General features: G+C 59.2%; 17 protein-coding genes and 1 pseudogene. 8 read left to right on the forward strand and 10 right to left on the reverse strand.

The window, feature by feature from the left end:
- The first annotated feature begins 2 nt into the window (after nucleotides 1-2).
- The 6 genes and pseudogenes from ilvD to HMPREF2792_RS13395 all read left to right on the forward strand — a co-directional run bounded on the left by ilvD (nucleotide 3) and on the right by HMPREF2792_RS13395 (nucleotide 5,110).
- Complete coding sequence (ilvD, locus tag HMPREF2792_RS09135) at nucleotides 3-1,856, forward strand: dihydroxy-acid dehydratase (RefSeq protein ID WP_070533042.1); 1,854 nt, start codon at nucleotides 3-5, stop codon at nucleotides 1,854-1,856.
- 11 nt (nucleotides 1,857-1,867) lie between these two features.
- Nucleotides 1,868-3,136, forward strand: a complete 1,269-nt coding sequence (locus tag HMPREF2792_RS09140; RefSeq protein ID WP_070533044.1) for a glycosyltransferase family 87 protein — start codon at nucleotides 1,868-1,870, stop codon at nucleotides 3,134-3,136.
- Nucleotides 3,137-3,235: 99 nt separating this feature from the next.
- A complete protein-coding gene (locus HMPREF2792_RS13050) occupies nucleotides 3,236-3,799 on the forward strand; it encodes a hypothetical protein (protein WP_158011593.1) in 564 nt (187 codons plus the stop codon).
- 9 nt (nucleotides 3,800-3,808) lie between these two features.
- Nucleotides 3,809-4,078, forward strand: a pseudogene (locus tag HMPREF2792_RS13475) (helix-turn-helix domain-containing protein); the annotation flags it as partial.
- 305 nt (nucleotides 4,079-4,383) lie between these two features.
- Nucleotides 4,384-4,614 carry a hypothetical protein gene (locus tag HMPREF2792_RS13055; protein WP_158011594.1) on the forward strand — a complete coding sequence of 77 codons (231 nt, stop codon included), beginning with the start codon at nucleotides 4,384-4,386 and terminating at the stop codon, nucleotides 4,612-4,614.
- 4 nt (nucleotides 4,615-4,618) lie between these two features.
- A complete protein-coding gene (locus HMPREF2792_RS13395) occupies nucleotides 4,619-5,110 on the forward strand; it encodes an IS30 family transposase (RefSeq protein WP_118781216.1) in 492 nt (163 codons plus the stop codon).
- Here HMPREF2792_RS13395 and HMPREF2792_RS09150 read toward each other — a convergent pair.
- The 4 genes from HMPREF2792_RS09150 to HMPREF2792_RS09165 form a co-directional block, all read right to left on the reverse strand.
- A complete protein-coding gene (locus tag HMPREF2792_RS09150; RefSeq protein ID WP_070533049.1) occupies nucleotides 5,074-5,388 on the reverse strand; it encodes a transcriptional regulator in 315 nt (104 codons plus the stop codon). The genes HMPREF2792_RS13395 and HMPREF2792_RS09150 overlap by 37 nt on opposite strands.
- Nucleotides 5,385-5,822, reverse strand: a complete 438-nt coding sequence (locus tag HMPREF2792_RS09155) for a hypothetical protein (protein WP_070533051.1) — start codon at nucleotides 5,820-5,822, stop codon at nucleotides 5,385-5,387. The genes HMPREF2792_RS09150 and HMPREF2792_RS09155 overlap by 4 nt, the downstream gene beginning before the upstream one ends.
- 132 nt (nucleotides 5,823-5,954) lie before the next feature.
- Nucleotides 5,955-6,929, reverse strand: coding sequence for a DoxX family membrane protein (locus HMPREF2792_RS09160; protein ID WP_070533053.1), 975 nt, complete (start codon nucleotides 6,927-6,929; stop codon nucleotides 5,955-5,957).
- A 28-nt stretch (nucleotides 6,930-6,957) separates the two neighbouring features.
- Nucleotides 6,958-7,842: a LysR family transcriptional regulator ArgP gene (locus HMPREF2792_RS09165; protein ID WP_070524444.1), complete on the reverse strand. Its 885-nt coding sequence runs from the start codon at nucleotides 7,840-7,842 to the stop codon at nucleotides 6,958-6,960.
- A 70-nt stretch (nucleotides 7,843-7,912) separates the two neighbouring features.
- Between HMPREF2792_RS09165 and HMPREF2792_RS09170 the strand changes: the two genes are divergently transcribed.
- Nucleotides 7,913-8,602 (forward strand): LysE/ArgO family amino acid transporter, encoded by a 690-nt coding sequence (locus HMPREF2792_RS09170; RefSeq protein ID WP_070533055.1) that lies wholly within the window; start codon nucleotides 7,913-7,915, stop codon nucleotides 8,600-8,602.
- On the opposite strand, the gene HMPREF2792_RS09175 is transcribed toward HMPREF2792_RS09170, so the two are convergent.
- From HMPREF2792_RS09175 to HMPREF2792_RS09200, 6 genes are all read right to left on the reverse strand, one after another.
- Entirely contained in the window at nucleotides 8,599-10,023 is a 1,425-nt protein-coding gene (locus HMPREF2792_RS09175) for a YkvI family membrane protein (protein ID WP_070533056.1), read from the reverse strand. The genes HMPREF2792_RS09170 and HMPREF2792_RS09175 overlap by 4 nt on opposite strands.
- A 185-nt stretch (nucleotides 10,024-10,208) precedes the next feature.
- Complete coding sequence (locus tag HMPREF2792_RS09180) at nucleotides 10,209-11,264, reverse strand: NAD(P)-dependent alcohol dehydrogenase (protein ID WP_070533057.1); 1,056 nt, start codon at nucleotides 11,262-11,264, stop codon at nucleotides 10,209-10,211.
- A 55-nt stretch (nucleotides 11,265-11,319) separates the two neighbouring features.
- On the reverse strand, nucleotides 11,320-12,834 hold the full coding sequence (gene gatB, locus HMPREF2792_RS09185; RefSeq protein ID WP_185964741.1) for an Asp-tRNA(Asn)/Glu-tRNA(Gln) amidotransferase subunit GatB: 1,515 nt from the start codon (nucleotides 12,832-12,834) through the stop codon (nucleotides 11,320-11,322).
- Nucleotides 12,835-12,868: 34 nt separating this feature from the next.
- Nucleotides 12,869-14,467: an aspartate:alanine exchanger family transporter gene (locus HMPREF2792_RS09190; RefSeq protein WP_070533059.1), complete on the reverse strand. Its 1,599-nt coding sequence runs from the start codon at nucleotides 14,465-14,467 to the stop codon at nucleotides 12,869-12,871.
- 39 nt (nucleotides 14,468-14,506) lie between these two features.
- Nucleotides 14,507-15,538, reverse strand: coding sequence for an ATP-dependent 6-phosphofructokinase (locus HMPREF2792_RS09195; protein WP_070524457.1), 1,032 nt, complete (start codon nucleotides 15,536-15,538; stop codon nucleotides 14,507-14,509).
- Between the two features lie 22 nt (nucleotides 15,539-15,560).
- Complete coding sequence (locus HMPREF2792_RS09200; RefSeq protein ID WP_070533062.1) at nucleotides 15,561-16,937, reverse strand: MFS transporter; 1,377 nt, start codon at nucleotides 16,935-16,937, stop codon at nucleotides 15,561-15,563.
- 48 nt (nucleotides 16,938-16,985) lie between these two features.
- Between HMPREF2792_RS09200 and HMPREF2792_RS09205 the strand changes: the two genes are divergently transcribed.
- Complete coding sequence (locus HMPREF2792_RS09205) at nucleotides 16,986-17,309, forward strand: hypothetical protein (protein ID WP_070533064.1); 324 nt, start codon at nucleotides 16,986-16,988, stop codon at nucleotides 17,307-17,309.
- Nucleotides 17,310-17,712 lie beyond the last annotated feature (403 nt).

Below are 17,712 nucleotides of genomic sequence, written 5' to 3' on the forward strand. Positions count from 1 at the left end.
CCATGTACCCGCTCCGCTCCAAAGTCACGACTGTTGGCCGCCAGGCATCCGGTGCGCGCGCACTATGGCGCGCTACCGGCTCCAAGGAGAGTGACTTTGGCAAGCCAATCGTCGCTATTGCCAACTCCTTTACCCAGTTCGTCCCCGGCCACGTCCACCTCAAGAACGTCGGTGACATCGTGGCCGATGCCGTGCGCGAAGCCGGCGGTGTGCCCAAGGAATTCAACACCATTGCCGTCGACGATGGCATCGCCATGGGCCACGGCGGCATGCTGTACTCCCTGCCTTCACGCGAAATCATCTCCGATTCCATCGAGTACATGGTCAACGCCCACACTGCCGACGCCCTAGTGTGCATCTCCAACTGCGACAAGATCACCCCGGGTATGTTGAACGCCGCGCTGCGCCTCAACATCCCCACCATCTTCGTCTCCGGCGGCCCGATGGAAGCCGGCAAGGCCGTTGTTGTCGATGGCGTGGCGCACGCGCCGACGGATCTGATTACGGCAATCACGGCGTCGGCAAGCGACGCCGTCTCCGACGAGGGCCTAACCCGCGTGGAGGAATCCGCCTGCCCCACCTGTGGTTCCTGCTCCGGCATGTTCACCGCCAACTCCATGAACTGCCTCACCGAAGCGCTCGGACTCGCACTGCCAGGCAACGGCACCACGCTGGCCACCCACAGCGCACGCCGCGATCTCTTCGAACAAGCAGGCCACACCATCGTCGAGATGTGCCAGCGCTACTACGGCGAAGAGGATGACGCTGTCCTCCCGCGCTCGATTGCCACCAAGGAAGCTTTCACCAACGCCATGGCGCTGGATATGGCCATGGGCGGTTCCACCAACACCATCCTCCACACGCTGGCCGCCGCGCAGGAGGGCGAGGTGGACTTCACGCTGGAGGATATCAACGAGATTTCCTACCGCGTGCCTTGCCTGTCCAAGGTGGCGCCCAACGGCACCTACCACATCGAGGACGTGCACCGCGCCGGCGGCATCCCCGCCATTCTGGGCGAGCTGCGCCGCGCCGGCCACTTGAACCTCAAGGTCCATACCGCCCTCTACGACAACGCCGAGGAGTGGCTCGACGAGTGGGATATCCGCGGCGGCAAGGCTACCGACGCTGCCCGCGAGCTCTTCTTCGCCGCCCCCGGCGGCGTGCGCACTACCGAGCCTTTCAGCCAGTCCAACCGCTGGGATGAGCTGGATACTGACGCTTCCAATGGCTGCATCCACGACGCCGAGCATGCCTTCTCCTCCGACGGCGGCCTCGTTGTCCTGCGCGGCAACCTCGCCCCCAACGGAGCCATCGTCAAGGCCGCCGGCGTTGAAGAGGAACTGTGGACCTTTACCGGCCCAGCCCGCGTGGTGGAATCCCAGGAAGAGGCCGTGTCCATCATCCTGAAAAAGGAGGTCCAGCCTGGCGATGTCATCGTCATCCGCTACGAGGGCCCCGCGGGCGGTCCCGGCATGCAGGAGATGCTGCACCCGACCTCCTTCCTCAAGGGTTCCGGTTTGGGCAAGGCCTGCGCCTTGATTACCGATGGCCGCTTCTCCGGCGGCACCTCCGGCCTGTCCATCGGACACATCTCCCCCGAGGCTGCCCACGGCGGCCTCATCGGCCTAGTGGAAAACGGTGACCCCATCACCATCAACATCCGCGAGCGCCAGCTCACTCTCGATGTAGACGAAGAAGTCTTGGAACGCCGCCGCGCCACCGAGGAGCAACGCGAGAAGCCCTGGACGCCGAAGGACCGCAACCGCCCGGTCACCAAGGCCCTGCGTGCCTATGCCAACATGGCCACGTCCGCTGACCGTGGTGCGGTGCGCGTGGTGGATGGTTACGTCAATTAGAGTATGGGGCGATGAATTTCGCCACTAACGCCGCAAGGCGCACACTCCTGACCGCCGCCGGGCTCATCATTGGCCTGGTGGGCGTCATACGCCATGTTCTCCACACGGACTACCCTGTGGACATGATCATTTACCGTGAGGGCGTCCGCGCCTTCATGGAGGGCCGCTCGGTCTACTCGGAGCCCATGTACGCTGGGGATTTGGCACTCCCCTTTATCTACCCGCCCTTCGGGGCACTGGTCATGGTGCCGCTGACAGCCTTTGACTGGATGAGCGACGCCCTTGCGGGCGATATCATGATCGTCCTCTCGGATGCGCTGATCTTCGCCTGCCTCTACGCGATCTTCCGTGCACTCAAGGTGCCTCACCTGTGGCCCACCGTGGCGTTCGCGTGGGCCGCGGCCATGTTCTTTGAACCCATCCGCCTCAACAACGGTTTTGCGCAAATCAACATCGTCATCATGGCGCTGGTCATCTTCGATCTCGTCCCCCGCAAGCGCAAGCTCCCGCAAGGCTGGCTGATAGGCCTCGCGGCAGCCATCAAGATCACTCCCTTGGCCATGCTGCTCTACTTCCTGCTGCGCCGCGAGTGGAAGCCAATCCTCACGGCCTTCGCCTCCACTGTCGTGGCTACGCTGTTGGCCGCGGCCTACCGCTGGGAGGCCTTTGTCGAATTCTTCAGCTCGAAGCTTCTCGATATGGGCAAGGGCGCAGACTTCGGCGTGGCTACGGACTATCAGTCCAATTCCTCGCTCAAGGGTGTCATCCAGCGACTCTTCACCTCCCAAGAGGCCATGGATAACAACGGTATGCTCATCAACGTGCTGTGGCTCGTGGCTGCGCTCACGGTCATCGGCCTCGGCTCCGCACTCATCCTGGCTCAGATGCGGCGCGGCTTGCTTGTCGACGCCCACCTCACCACCGCCACCATCATGTTGCTCATCTCCCCCGTTTCGTGGTCCCACCACTGGGTGTGGCTGTCGCTCATCGTGCCGGTTCTGGTCTACCGCGCATGGTCCTGGCGGAATTCCACCTGGGTCGCTGGCAGCTTGCTGGCTGTTCTCGCGGCTTGGGCAGGCATGCTGCTGACCGTTCCGCCGAAGTGGTGGTTTGGTGACAGCATCGATGTCCACGCGATGCCGCTGTATCAGAAGTTCTTGGTCGATGACTTCGTGTGGCTGGCACTCCTGAGCTGGAGTCTCTACGCCATCTGCCTCAAGGCTCGAGGCACTCAATCCGACAAGCCACATACTGAGCTCGCTGCGGCCGAAACCAACTAAGCCCCGAAACGCAAAACTGCCCGTTCTGCCAAAGTTATTCGCCGCGCCTGCGGCGGGCTCAGGTGGTGAATGCATCTATACAGCTGGGAGGTTGTGTAGATGTCAGGTGATGAGAAACTACGTGAGCGGTATGTGCAGGCGTATCTGCATGATGCGCGTCCGATGTCGGTGATCCTCAAGGAGTTGGGGGGCTTGAAGGCTCAGGCGAGGGTGTGGCGCCAGGCTGAGGGCCTTAGCCGCGGCAAGCGCCATCGGAGCCTGAATGAGGATAAGTACAAAGATCAATACCAAAAGATCATTGCTCTTGTAGAAAGCGGCCAGTCTGCGTATAGCGCACTGAAAGAGACAGGTTTCCCACAGACCGCTTACCGATACCTTGCGCGAGACGGTATTGAACTCGCCAACAACAGTCGCGGTGGAGCCATACAAATTGAGCGGGATCGCATTGCTAAAGCTTTGAAACTTGTTAATGCTGGCAAAAGCTATAAGGAAGTCGGCCAGGTAGTTGATCACTGCGCTGACACTGTGAAAACGTGGCACCATAATCGCATGTCTGGGCGTTTGGTGCTCAATGATCATCCCACCGAATCCGAATCGAAGGTAGGACGCGGAAAACGTCTTATCCGCCATAACCGAATAGCGATGGCCTATCTGCTGAAGTAGGGCCATTCTCATCGTGAGATTGCAGCCCAGCTTGGCCGGAATCAGTCGACGATTAGCAGGGAAATCGCCCGTGGGATGACTGAGCATGGCTACGATGCCCTCGTGGCGCAAAACCGTGCTGTAGACCGTTTAGCCAGGCCTAAACCCCGTAAACTCGATACCAACCCGCAGTTGCGGGCCTTTGTCATCGAGGGGTTGAACACGAAGTGGTCACCTTCCCCTTGGCTGCTGAGCCCTGCCCCTAGGAACAAAAATCGGGGCACTTCACTTCTGCTCTGAACCAGTGCGCCCTCTGGGCTAGCATTGGACTGCTATCTACACTTTCCTAGGATATGCACGAGAATGGGGTTATGTTAATGAGACGCATGATGGCACGGATAGGGTTCACTAGTATTGTCTCCCTATTACTCTCCTCTTGTAGTTTTGATGACCCATTGGCTTCTCATCTCGCGTCCCTAGGACGATCGGGACATGCAACCCCCGTTACTGAGTCCATCACACTGGAGGAACTCTACGGACCAGAATGGACTGAGTTTTCGCTCGTGTGCCCATACACTCCGTATCAAACAGTCAAAGAAACACTTATGGCTGATGATCCCCCTGTTCCAGAACACGGCTTCTCCGATCATGAAAACTTCCTCTTTCTTAGAGGAAAGGGCGACAGCGAACAATGGGTGAAGTTCTCTCGAAAGGCTCTCGATCTGTGTTCTCCATCAAGTCCGCCTTCTTTAATCATGGAGTCAACGACAGTTGCTCTCAGTTTTTCTCTGGATAATCCGGGTAGTGCTTGGATTCTAACCGGCTTGAACAAGTAGTCATATGGGCTCGCTGCTTGATGTGCATGATTCCGCCACGACTGTCGATAAGTTAATCGAGATGTTTACCGGAAAAATACGCAACATCACCAAAACATTGACCTGGGACCAAGGTGTGGAACTAGCCCAAGTAGACAGGCCGAGCATCGAACGTGGGCTCGCAGTCTACTTCTGCGATCCACACTCACCCCGGCAGCGTCCTACCAACGAAAACACCAACGGGCTAGTCCGAGACTTCCTACCCAAAGGAAGCGACTTTAGTACCCTGACCGATAAGGGCGCTCAACACATTCAAGACCCACTCAACGGGCGCCCCAGAAAAGTCCTCAACTGGTACACACCAGAAGAGAAAATCCAAGAACTATTCAAGTGGTGCATCCACCACTTGAAACCGCCTGCGGCGGGCGGGAAAACTTTGGCAACATTGGCACCTCAGCGACGCCATACTATGCGCCCAACTCAGCCCTCAGCTAAATCCTTGAGTGCTGCCAAGTGACCGTCGAAGGCGATCTTGCCTTGCTCAGTCAAGGCGACCCACACCGAGTCCTTAGCGCGGCTGGTGCCGTATTCGCGGAAGCGAGTCACGTAGCCGGCTTGTTCTAGCGCTCCGAGCTGCTTGGACAGGGAGGCGTCGGAAAGCTCCGTGCGGTCGCGCAACATGGCGAATTTCATCTCACGGTTTACCTCCCCACCCTGCGTGGCCCCGAAGGCATTGAGCGTGGCGCAAATTTTAAAGCGGTTGAGCGGGTGGATTATCGGATCGAGCTCACTCATCGCGGCATCCTATTCAGCGCACCGGTGTGCAACGTCCAAAAGACCGACAAACTGCACAGCACACCTGCGATGCACGAGGCAATAACGTGCCCTTCAACAAAGGGATTGAACAGTGCCGGCAGCATCATAAACCCCAATCCTGCGTAGAAGCGCCAGGTCACATTCCTGGAGGCGTGCGGATCAACCTTCTGACGCATCGAATCCCGCACCCCCGTGCGGTAAAAGAAGGCAAGACTCACCAAGAGCCCGAGTACAAGAAGCAGTCCACCAACAAGAACGAGAGGATGGACGTCATCCTTGATCCACATGTAGGCAAACCACGCGCCGTAAGCAGCCGATGCGAGCAAGCTCAGCCAGATAGGCGGCCGCTTCACCGCGGCTAGCTGTTGTTGCTCCTCAAATGCGAGTGCTTCTCGAACATCCTGATCGGACAAAACTAAAGCTCCCCTCCTGCGGCACCAAAGTCATTGTTTTCCATTACGGAAACCAACTTACTTTACGCAATGGAAAACAACAACAGTTGGTGTATAACTGCAGGCTGGGAGCTTAAGTAGGCGCTAAAACTCTTAGCTCAACGGGTTGACGCCAGCTCCAAACCACCAGATGGCCACGAGCGCGGCAACGCCAATGACGACAAAGACCCACGAGGTTGCCAGTGGGCGACGGGTCCAGGAGCGATTGAAGTCAAGGGAGATGAATCCCGGACCGGTGAACTGCAGGGCCACGGCGATAACAAAGAGCACAAGGCCCAGCCAGACGTTCTCATTCCAGGCAAAGACATCCAACCCGGCACCGGAGGCGTTGAGGCCGTGAATAGCAGAGAAGCCTGTGACGATGAGGCCGAACATGGCCGCCAGCGGTGTAACTAGACCCAGAAGCAGGAAGGCACCGGCAATGAGCTGGACGGTGGGCACGCCGATGGCCAAGGCCGCCGCCATGGTGTAGTCACTGAACTCGTTCTCCAAGCCTAACAGCCCCTCGTTGCCGCCGAGCTTGAAGAAGGTCGAAGCACCCGCCACGAGCAGGTAACCGCTGAGCGCCAAGCGCACGAAAAGCAGACCAAAGTCAATGGTGCCTCGGCGAGCCGACGAGTGCTTTTCTTCTACAGCCTCCGCCTCGGTTGCGGTGACTGGCTCAGCCGCAGGGTCAGCCACGGCAACGGCGCTGGGCTCTTCATCAGCCTCAGCCGCCGGCATTGCAGTCGTTTCCGTATCCGTTCCTGCCGTCGCCTCCGCGCGTGGGAAAGCAGTAGTTTCAGTTTCAGTATCAGCGGCAGAGCTGTCGAAAGACAGGGATTCCTTGGAGGCGCTCTCAAAAGTTTCGGTCTTCGCCTCGGGTTCGGCCTCAACGGCGGACTCTTCAGCCTTCTTTGGCTTGATCACCTGCGGCTCGGCGCGCCCCGGGCGCTGGAAGAGGCTGCTCTTCTTCGGCTTTTCGGCCGCAGCTTCCGCGGGGGTGCTGTCCTTCACGGAGTCTTTGCCCGTGTAGGTCGGGATATCGTCATCAAAGTTGGTGGCTTTATCAGGAGTTTTATCGCTCATACCTCCAACTTAAGGCAGCGCAGCACCCTTATGGTGCATCTTTACCGGCGCGGCGCGAAGCTAAAACCGCATGGCCAGCGTTTAAGACGTCTTCGGTGAGATCGGCAAGCAATTCCGACTCCAGCCGCCAGCGTTGCCAGTAGAGGTCGATGTCGAGCGGGAAATCGTCGAGAAGCACCAGCTCCCCGGACTCCAGCAATGGCTGGGCCTGCAGGCGCGGCACCAAGCCCCAGCCCAGCCCGTAGCGCACGGCCTCCACATAGGACTCCGAGGAGGGAATCTGAGATACCCGTGCGCGCAGGACGTGCGAGTCGATGAAGCGCTCACGCATGGCGTCATCCAAGGTGGCGTCGTTCGGCCCGAAACCCACGATCGGCAGCGTCTCCCAGTCCTCGAAGGTCTCCGCCAGCTCCGGCGCGGCGACGGCAAAATAGCGCATGGTGCCGAGGTATGTGGATTCGCAGCCAGAGACTGGCGTTTGCTCGCGAGTCACAGCTCCCAGAACGTCGCCGCGGCGCAGCATTGCGAGCGTGCGGGCCTCATCCTCGATGCGGATACGCAGCGCCGCCGCACCGCGCTCGGCAGTACGCTGGATTACAGGACGAAACCACGTGGCCAGGGAATCCGAGTTGATGGCAACGGTCAGTGGCACGCGGGACAACCGCTCGGTAAGCCGCGCATCCGCTTCCGCCTGGACCAGCGCCATGCGTCGTGCGGCTTGGGCGACGATCTCCCCCGCCTCAGTCACGGTGACAGGGGTCCCGCGGCGCAGGAGTATGCGGCCCGTCGACACCTCCAGTGCCTTGATGCGCTGGCTCACGGCCGAGGGAGTGATTCCCAACACAGCCGCGGCACCCTCGAAGGAACCTTCATCGATGATGGCCAGCAGTGTTTCGGTATGCAGCGGGTTCATGAAGCAATATTAAACCAGATGTAGAACATTTAACTGGACTTCATATGTCGATATACGCACACTAGAAGCCATGTCAGTATTGCTCGCAGGATTTGCGCTGGGCCTGTCCCTCATCATCGCTATCGGACCGCAGAATGCCTACATCATCAAGATGGGTATTAAACGCGACCATGTCGGCCCCATCCTGTTGGCATGCTTGCTTTCCGACGTCATCCTGATCACCGGCGGCACCGCCGGCGTCGGCGTCCTTGTGGAGCGCTTCCCCACCGCGCTCGTCGTGGTGAAGTACCTCGGCGCGGCCTACCTCATCTACTTCGGCTTCACGTGTTTCCGCGATGCCTTCAAGAAGGAACAGGAAGCACTGGTAATTGAGGAAACTGCACCGGTGGCCCAAGTTGTTGATGAGAATTCGGGTTCCTCTGGGACACCGGGGAACTCAGTACTTACGAAGATCCGCCCCCGCGTGCGCTCAAAATCCTGGGTCAAGCCCGTCCTCGGTGCGTTGGCGCTGACGTGGCTTAACCCCCTGGCCTACGTCGACGCGCTAGTCATGCTGGGCTCCATTGCAAACCAATATGGCGACCAGCGCTGGGTGTTCGCGGCAGGCGCCATCATGGCCAGCGCAGTGTGGTTCCCCTCCCTAGGCTTTGGCGCCTACAAGCTCTCCCACGTGCTGGCCAAGCCGACGACGTGGCGCGTAGTCAACATCGTCATCGGCTGCGTCATGTTTGCGCTAACAGCGAAGCTCTTGCTCCACTAGTTCTTCTGTGATTCCTCGGGGAGGTCCTCATCCTCGGCGGGGTCTCCCACCGCGCCGGTTTCTTCCACCCAGGCCTTGATCTCTTCGTCGCTGCGGTCCTGCTCCACGGCGTCGCGCTCGGTGTAATAGGAGTGATCGTTGCGGTTTTCTTCCCACTCTTCCTTGTCGAAGTCGAGCTCCTCGTCCGAATCCAGCTCATCGACCACATCGGAGACGAGATCCTCAAAGAGGGCTTCATCATCCATGTTGGAATCGGCGATCTGCTGACCAATCTCATCGTCGTAACGCGCTGCGTCATATTCCGAATCGGGGTGCAGCTTCAGGTGAAGCAGGGCGCGGATGCGCTCGCGGCGCAAGCCTTCATCCTTGATCTTGCCCAGGGAGCGCAGCCATCCAACCACCAGGATGACGACGAGGACGATGCCCATGTAGCCCAGAACCGGGTACACATACTGCATGAGCGCCTTGAAGCCGGCGAAGGAAACCGCGAAACCTGCAAGGCAGCCGGCGATAAAGATGATGCGGTACTTGGACTCGTTGCCGGAGGACAAACGCTTACCCAGCGCATAGAACATGCCGATGGCCGTGTTGAAGATCATCAGGTAGATGATGACTGCCATGATAACGCCAAGGACTGGGTGAACGTTGTCCACCAGGGTCAGCATCGGAATATCTGAATCGCCCACATTCTCCGCGTTCATCAGCAAGGAGAAACCAGCAATGGCCATGAGCACCGCGTAGACCGCGCCGCCTACAATGCCACCGACACCAGCCTCACGCGGGCTGATGTTATCGCCACCGATCACCAAGGACATCGATACAGCCAGAATGAGGGCGAGGCCGTTGTAGTTCAGCGCGGAGACCAACCAATTCGAGATCGGGGACTCAATCGCTTCAGAGGCGCTAATCGCCGCATCAACGCTCTCCGGCATGTGCAGCAAGGTATAGGTGCCCACGAAAAGAACGGCGATGATGATGGTCGGGGTCAAAAGGCCGATAACTTGGGAGACCTTGTCCACGTCGAACATACCCGTAACCATGACAAGCACGAGCATGAGCAACGAACCTACCCAGGCAGGCCAACCGAACTGCTGCTCCATGTTGGAGCCAGCACCTGCCAGCATGACAAAGCCCACCGCAAACAGCGTGAGAATCACCGCAACATCAAGAATGCGCGAGATGATCGGGTGAGTAATGTTACGGAAGACTTGGTTGTGTTCGCTGGCGTGGAAGTAGCTTCCTAGTTGAAGAAAGACTGTACCGGCAAGGGTCATGACCAAACCGGCAACCAGGATTCCCCACATGCCGGGAATACCGAAGGACGTAAAGTACTGGACAACTTCCTGTCCCGTGGCAAAGCCCGCACCCACGAGCAAGCCAATGAAGGACAAAGCGATGCCTACGACGTTTTTATAAGACACGTTTTCCTATCTGTTTTCTAGTTTCTTCTCTTTATGCTTAATGGCTAGCGCATAAAAACGCGCCATACCTTTGATGGAGTACGGCGGCACACTACTACCACGGTACTCCATCCTGACAGGAAAACAGGTGTGCGGCCGTGGAGAGCTTGCTCCAATGGCCGCTAAAGCATGAGGCGGCTCACCTCTTAATGCTCGGCAAACGTAGCGGTATCAATGACGAATCGGAACTTCACATCACCCGCAACGACGCGCTCATAGGCGGCATCGACGTCATCGACGCCGACCTTCTCAATGACCGCTCCCAGGCCGTGCTCGGCACAAAAGTCCAGCATTTCCTGGGTTTCGGCGATGCCGCCGATGTTGTTGCCGGTGAGCACCTTGCCGCCGCCTACCAGGCGGTTGAGGCGCAATGGAAGGGCCTCCGGCGGCAGCCCCACGACAGACATGATGCCGCGCGGCTTGAGCATCCGCAGGTAGTCCTCGAGGCTGTACTCGGCGGAAATCGTGGAGAGGATGAAGTCGAACTCCCCGCGGTGTTTTTTGAAAAAGTCCTCTTCTTCGGTGGTGGCGAGCGTACGGTTCGCGCCCAGCTTCGCGGCCTCCTCAGCCTTGCGCGAGGTGCGCGAGATGACAGTGACATCCGCGCCCTTGGCAGCGGCAATCTGCACGCCCATGTGCCCCAAACCGCCGAGGCCCACGACGGCCACCTTCTGCCCTTCCTTGACGTCCCAGCGAGCCAGCGGAGAGTAGGTGGTAATGCCGGCACACAGCAAGGGCGCGGCGACATCGAAGTCAAGGGCATCCGGAATACGCAGGACGAAATCCTGGTTCACCACGACCTTCTCCGCATAACCACCTTGGGTGATCGTGCCGTCGACGTCGGTGGAATTATAGGTGCCCACACCACCATTAAGGCAGTTCTGCTCCATTCCAGCTTGGCACTGCTCGCACTCGCCGCAAGAATTCACCAGGCAGCCCACGCCGACGCGGTCCCCCACCTGGAACTTGGTGACGTCCTCCCCCACGGCGGAAACCACGCCCGCGATCTCGTGGCCCACGGTCAGCGGGAAGTGCGCCTCACCCCACTCATTGCGAATGGTGTGGATATCCGAGTGGCAGATGCCCGCAGCCTTGATGTCAATGACGACGTCATCGGCGCGCGGGTCACGGCGCTGGATGGTCACAACCTTAAAAGGTTCGTTTGGGCCTGTCTTTTGGAGTGCTTTAGTAGAAATAGTCATGGCGACCACGGTACCCCGCAGCCGCCTGACCTCGCCTAATGGAAATTTATACCAATTAAGAGAGCTTCTTCGCAATCAGCTTGTTGACCTGTCCCGGGTCAGCCTTGCCCTGGGTAGCCTTCATGACCGCGCCAACGATGGCGCCGGTGACCTTCTTGTTGCCAGCCTTGTACTTCTCTACGATGTCCGGGTTCGCTGCCAGGGCATCATCAACGGCCTTCTCGATTGCGCCGTCATCGCGCACGACCTCGAGACCGCGCTTGGCGACGACCTCGTCGACATCCCCCTCGCCTTCGAGGACGCCGTCAACCGCCTTGCGAGCAAGCTTCGTGGTCAGCTTGCCTTCCTTGACCAGCTCGACCACGCGCGCGACCTGAGCCGGGGTGATATCGAGGGCGCTCAGCTCAACGCCCGCCTCATTAGCCTTACCGGTCAGGTAAGAAACCCACCAAGAGCGGGCCTCATCCGGGCTGGTTCCGGCTTCCACGGTTTCGATGATGAGGTCGAGCGCCCCGGCATTGACCAGGTCACGCATCTCCTCGTCCTTGAGGCCCCATTCTTCCTGGATGCGGGCGCGGCGAATCCACGGCATCTCCGGCAGGGTCTGGCGGATTTCCTCAACCCACTCGCGGGAGACAATCACTGGCGGCAGGTCCGGGTCGTTGAAGTAGCGGTAATCCTCCGCGGTCTCCTTCGGGCGGCCTTTCGAGGTCGAGCCATCCGTTTCCTGGTAGTGGCGGGTTTCTTGGACGATCTCGCCACCGTCGACAAGCACCTGCGCCTGGCGCTGCATCTCAAAGCGCACCGCCTGCTCGACAGAGCGCAGGGAGTTGATGTTCTTGGTTTCGGTGCGGGTGCCGAACTCTTCCTGGCCCACTGGGCGCAGCGACACGTTGGAATCCACGCGCATCGAGCCCTGATCCATGCGGGCATCGGAGACCCCCAGCGCCGCGACGAGCTCGCGCAGTGCGGACACATAGGCGCGGGCAACCTCGGGGGCACGCTCACCGGCGCCAATAATCGGCTTGGTCACGATCTCAATGAGCGGGATGCCTGCGCGGTTGCAATCCACCAGCGAGGAGGTCGCGCCATGGATGCGGCCGTCCGCGCCACCCAAGTGGGTGAGCTTTCCGGTGTCTTCTTCCATGTGGGCACGCTCAATTTCTACGCGCCACTCGGTGCCGTCATCGAGGACGACGTCAAGGTAGCCGTCGTATGCAATCGGCTCATCATACTGAGAGATCTGATAGTTCTTCGGCTGGTCCGGGTAGAAGTAGTTCTTGCGGGCAAAGCGCGACGATTCCGCAATCTTGCAGTTCAGCGCCAGACCGATCTTGATGGCGCCTTCCACGCCCTTAGAATTCACTACCGGCAATGCTCCGGGCAGACCCAGCGAAACCGGGTCCACGTTGGAGTTGGGGGCTGCGTTGAAGTTCGTGGGCGAGGTGGAGAACATCTTGGTTTCCGTATTGAGCTCCACGTGAACTTCCATGCCCATTACGGGTTCGAACTTTTCCAGGACCTCGTCGTAGTCCATCAGGTCATACATCGCAGCAGTCATGCGTGCCATCTTAGTATGTCAACGCGACACCGTGCGCAACCGCCTAACCCAACAAGGTGATGCCGTGCGTAATAAGAATCTTGGCGATCATCGCCGCCGGATAGACCATGGCATAGCCCAAGGACACACGCTGATCAGTGCTCGTCCGATTATTCACAAAAGCGAGTACTGCCGGTTGAGTCTGAGCTCCGGCCATAGCACCCGCCGTCTTTGTAGCGCCGACGCGCAGGAATCGGCGCATCACAAAGGCAAACCCGAATGCAACCAGCGTTGTGATGATGATGCCAAGGAGAAGAATCTTCCACCACGCGCCGCCTGTAAAGGCACCGGCGATCTCCCCGCCCGCATTCGTTCCGGCTTGGGCCAAGAAGAGCAACAGTCCGAGCTCGGAAAGAATCGTATTGGCTGAGTGCGGCAATGCGGTCACTGTATTGCCGATTCGCCCAATCCGCGCCATGACCAACGCGACGATGAGAACGCCGGCGGCAGCACCGAGGTTGAAGGAAGATCCGCCCGGAAGCGGGATATCGATATGCCCTACAAAGATGCCAAGGGCCAAGCCGAGGCCGAGGGATACGGGGTTGATATCCGTTAGGCCCTGCGAAGAATCCCCAAGAAAGTTTGAGATCTCGCGCAGTGACTTCTTTGAGCCCACGACACGCACGCGATCACCCAGCTCCACGATGTGTTCGGGGATAGCAACCTGATCGTTGTCCGCGCGGCGAACGCGTGAAATGCGCGCGCCCCACCGGTCAGACAGCTGGTTGTTCAGCTCCGCAATAGTCAGGCCAGCCAAGCTGTGCTCGGAGATAGTAATGCGACGAAAGTCTAGCTCGTGGCGGTCATCGTTGAGGATCTGCGGGGATTCACGGCCAGCGCGCTCAATGATATTGTCCAGATCTTCCGGGGCACCGACGAGCGTGACCACATCACCGGGGTGCAACACATCGAAAAACTTCGGCAGGACGATATCATTGCTGCCGACGCGCCGCAGGCGGGTCACTTGCACTTCCCCGTTGCCGATGTCTGCAATCTCTGCCACCGCGATTTCTCTCAAAATCTGCATGTGCTGGCGTGTGACGGGTGACAGGGTGTCGTCGTCATTCCCGGCGTCGCGAAGCACGAGCACCGTGGCCGCGAGCATGCCGATGACGCCGAATAAGTAAGACACCGCGTAGCCCACGGTTGCTGCGCCGGGATCACCCGTAGCTTCCGACGCCGCCGCCAACGCGGGGGTATTCGTCACAGCGCCGGCAAAAGTACCCGCGATGGTGGCATTCGATAGCCCCAAAACATAAGTGCCCAACCCCCACGCGGCCAGCGCCGCGACGATGAAGACCCCGATCATCGACAGCACTGGGCCCGTCGCCGTTTTCAGCGACTTAAAGAAGGACACCCCAGAATTATTGCCAATACCAAAGGCAAAGAGCACCAATCCGAGCATTCCCAGAATGGGAGGTACGGAGGCCTCCACACCAACGGCGGAGGCGGCGGCCGAAAAAGCAATACCGAGGAAGAGAACGGCGGCCGCCCCTAAGCTGATTCCCCGGGTTTTGATGCCGCCGAGCGCCATGCCGATGCCAATCAGCAAAAACACCAACAGGACCGGCTGCTCAGCAAGGAAAGCTAATACGCTTGTCATCGAAACCTTTATTAACTATGGGCGACCTTGTCGCGGCGTTTAACCGAAGAGGGCTTGCGCGTTGGCATAACGCTTTGCCGGAACCACCTTCAGCTTGCCCACGGCATCCTCGAGCGGGACGAGATCGATGTTTTCACCGTGGAGGGCGACGCACATCCCGGACTGACCATTGTGCGCAGCACGGGCGGCGTGGGTGCCGTAACGGGTTGCCAGGACGCGGTCATACGCCGTCGGCGTGCCGCCGCGCTGGATGTGGCCGAGGACCGTCGTGCGCACGTCGTAACCAGTGCGCTTCTTGATCTCATCACCGATGACCTGGCCAATTCCGTTAAAGGTCTGGTGACCAAACTGATCGACACCGCCCGCTTCGAAGTCCATGGTGCCTTCCTTGGGAAGTGCGCCTTCGGCGACGCAGATGATGCCATACTTCTCACCCATCTGGAAGCGGCGTTCCATCGCCTTGGTGATATCTGCGATATCGAATGGGACCTCGGGGATCACCGTGTAGTGCGCACCGCCAGCCATGCCTGCATGCAGCGCAATCCACCCAACGTGGCGGCCCATGACCTCCACGATGAGGATGCGGTTGTGGGACTCAGCAGTGGTGTGGAGGCGGTCAATCGCATCGGTGGCCACGGACACGGCCGTGTCGAAACCGAAGGTGTAGTCCGTTGCATTGACGTCGTTATCGATGGTCTTTGGCACGCCGACAACTGGGATACCGTTGTCAGAAAGCCACTTAGCACCCTTGAGAGTTCCCTCGCCGCCAATGGCGACGAGCGCATCAACCTCAGCATCGGCCATATTGGCCTTGATGGTGTCCAGCCCAGCCTTGAACTTATCTGGGTGGAGGCGGCCAGTACCAAGGATGGTTCCGCCGCGAAGGAGGATGCGGTCAATTTCAGCGTCGTCATAAAGGTCACGGCGTCGGTCCTCCATCAGACCAACCCAGCCGTCCTCGTAGCCGACGACCGTATCGCCGAACTCGTTGGATGCGGTGCGAACGACCGCGCGGATAACAGCATTCAGACCGGGGCAATCACCACCGGATGTCAGTACAGCAAGACGCATGACATCCAATCTACTCGCTTCCCTATAGGCTCGCAGTTTCCACACCAGCGTGCAGGGTATCCCGGAAGAAGAGCGAAGCAATACACCCGACGAAAAGGATCGCAACGATAGCGACCAGAGAGTCCGCCGCGCCGGCGACCTGCATGACTGCTGATACGCCGGCCACACCAATCACCGAGCCCACCTGTCGCGATGTGTTATAGACACCGGAAGCAGCTCCCATGAGATGTGCATCAATATCGCGCATCGTCGTCGCGGCATTGGATCCCCAAATAAAGGACTGTCCCGCCCCCAAGGCCGCACATGGCAGGCTCAGCCACCACCCCGAAACACCCGCGTGCATGAGGAACCACAGCACGGCGAAAGTGGCAATCAACATGCCGAAGCCCGTGAGCGCTAATAGTCGTGGATGCAGCTTATCTGCCAAAATGCCCGCTAACGGTGACACGCACAAGGAAACCAGAGCCATCGGGGTAACAATCAGACCAGCATCCCGAGCCGACATTCCTTGCTCGACCTGCAGCCACATCATAATGGGAATCATCATCGACGCAGCCATAAAGCCCATGGACACGATGGCCACCGTGCCCACGGAGTAGTTACGGTCCTTAAACAACCCAAGCGGAACGAGCGCTGCCGCCCCACGGGATGATTGCAAGCGCACGAAGATAGCCATTCCGACAATTCCGGCGACGAGGAGGGCCCAAATCCACCACGGCCAGCCAGTCTCTGGCCCTTGTTGCACCGCAAAGACGAAGCAGGTCAACGCGACAAACGACGCCCCTACCGACACGAAATCAATCCTTCCGGTCGCCGTCGGCAAGGCAGGCACCCACAGGCCGGAAAGAACAATCGCTGCAATGACAATGGGAATGTGGATCCAAAAGACCGCCTGCCACCCAAACGCGGCTACAACGAAGCCTCCCACAAGCGGTCCAGCAAGAGTCGCCAGCGAACCCACCACGCCCCAGGCACCCAGCGCACGGCCGCGCCGCTCACGAGGGAAAACACGGTTGATCACCGCCATGGTCTGCGGCATCTGAATGGAGGCACCTAGGCCTTGTAGCGACCGTGCGGCGATGAGAAACTCTACGGATGGCGCCAGCGCACAAAGCAGTGCACCAAGGCCAAAGAGTCCGTTGCCGAGCTGAAACATTCGCTTCTGCCCGTAAATATCCCCTAGCCTTCCAGTAAACAGGAGCGGCACGACCACGGCGAGCAAATAGATGGCGGAGACCCACAGCACCTGATTGACGTCGGCGTTGAACTCACGATGGACGTCGGGAAGCGCAACGGCAATCATGGATTGGTCGAGCAACGACATGAAGAAGCCGAGTGACAGCGCCACCATGGCGAGCCAAGCTTGCTTTTCTGACGTGGGCGTTGCTGCGTGATTCATGGAGGGAAGTCTAGCCAGCGCCCATGCAGGCGGCCTAAACTGAAGCGCATGGGAATGATTGACATCAAGAAACCACAAGACGTATCGACGGCCGCGACCGTCTCTCTCGGCCTGATTGGCGGATGGCTCACAGCTCGGGAAACTGGAATCCGCCCGCTAGGCGGCGTTGTACTCGCAGCCGCTGGCGTCTGGGCCGGACGCAGCTGGTGGGCTAAGACGAACCCCGCCACTACGGCTGGCCTGGCTGCTCTATACACCGGCGCGTTTGGCCTCTCTCACCCGCTGGCTAAGAAGATCGGCTCCTGGCCGGCAGTCCTGACCGTCACCGCCGCAAGCGCTGGTGCTGCCTACGCGCTTTCCGACGCCCAGTAGATCCCCACGCCCCACGTGCCACCAACAACGTGCGTGGGGTTTTGATTGTTTTCTCCCCTTCCCCCTACTGCACCCTATCGAACCTCCTGGCTAACATGGTGCCGCTACCCCCGTTTGTAGTAACGACTTGACGTGAATTCCTACTGGCTATAGCCATGTGCGGTGAGGGTCGGTAGAATCATTGTTAGAACATTTCTTCTAACTCATGTTTCTAGGGGGAGACATTCATGACTACCACCGCCACGCACCCTTCAACCTCCTTTTTCTTCTTCTCAACAACGAATCCGAATAATCCACACGCCATAGCCCGCGCGGCAGCCCGCCGCGCTATCTACAACACCTGGGTTGCAGCTATGCCCAGCCTGCAGGCTGATATCAACACCACCGCTTTAAGCTTGGTGGC

Source organism: Corynebacterium sp. HMSC068H04, assembly GCF_001811255.1.
GTDB lineage: Bacteria > Actinomycetota > Actinomycetes > Mycobacteriales > Mycobacteriaceae > Corynebacterium > Corynebacterium hesseae.

Coding starts and splice junctions, on each gene's coding strand:
- ilvD (WP_070533042.1), top strand. CDS start 3: ATGTACCCGCTCCGCTCCAAAGTCACGACTGTTGGCCGCCAGGCATCC.
- HMPREF2792_RS09140 (WP_070533044.1), top strand. CDS start 1,868: ATGAATTTCGCCACTAACGCCGCAAGGCGCACACTCCTGACCGCCGCC.
- HMPREF2792_RS13050 (WP_158011593.1), top strand. CDS start 3,236: ATGTCAGGTGATGAGAAACTACGTGAGCGGTATGTGCAGGCGTATCTG.
- HMPREF2792_RS13055 (WP_158011594.1), top strand. CDS start 4,384: ATGGCTGATGATCCCCCTGTTCCAGAACACGGCTTCTCCGATCATGAA.
- HMPREF2792_RS13395 (WP_118781216.1), top strand. CDS start 4,619: ATGGGCTCGCTGCTTGATGTGCATGATTCCGCCACGACTGTCGATAAG.
- HMPREF2792_RS09150 (WP_070533049.1), bottom strand. CDS start 5,388: ATGAGTGAGCTCGATCCGATAATCCACCCGCTCAACCGCTTTAAAATT.
- HMPREF2792_RS09160 (WP_070533053.1), bottom strand. CDS start 6,929: ATGAGCGATAAAACTCCTGATAAAGCCACCAACTTTGATGACGATATC.
- HMPREF2792_RS09165 (WP_070524444.1), bottom strand. CDS start 7,842: ATGAACCCGCTGCATACCGAAACACTGCTGGCCATCATCGATGAAGGT.
- HMPREF2792_RS09170 (WP_070533055.1), top strand. CDS start 7,913: ATGTCAGTATTGCTCGCAGGATTTGCGCTGGGCCTGTCCCTCATCATC.
- HMPREF2792_RS09180 (WP_070533057.1), bottom strand. CDS start 11,264: ATGACTATTTCTACTAAAGCACTCCAAAAGACAGGCCCAAACGAACCT.
- gatB (WP_185964741.1), bottom strand. CDS start 12,834: ATGGCACGCATGACTGCTGCGATGTATGACCTGATGGACTACGACGAG.
- HMPREF2792_RS09190 (WP_070533059.1), bottom strand. CDS start 14,467: ATGACAAGCGTATTAGCTTTCCTTGCTGAGCAGCCGGTCCTGTTGGTG.
- HMPREF2792_RS09195 (WP_070524457.1), bottom strand. CDS start 15,538: ATGCGTCTTGCTGTACTGACATCCGGTGGTGATTGCCCCGGTCTGAAT.
- HMPREF2792_RS09200 (WP_070533062.1), bottom strand. CDS start 16,937: ATGAATCACGCAGCAACGCCCACGTCAGAAAAGCAAGCTTGGCTCGCC.
- HMPREF2792_RS09205 (WP_070533064.1), top strand. CDS start 16,986: ATGGGAATGATTGACATCAAGAAACCACAAGACGTATCGACGGCCGCG.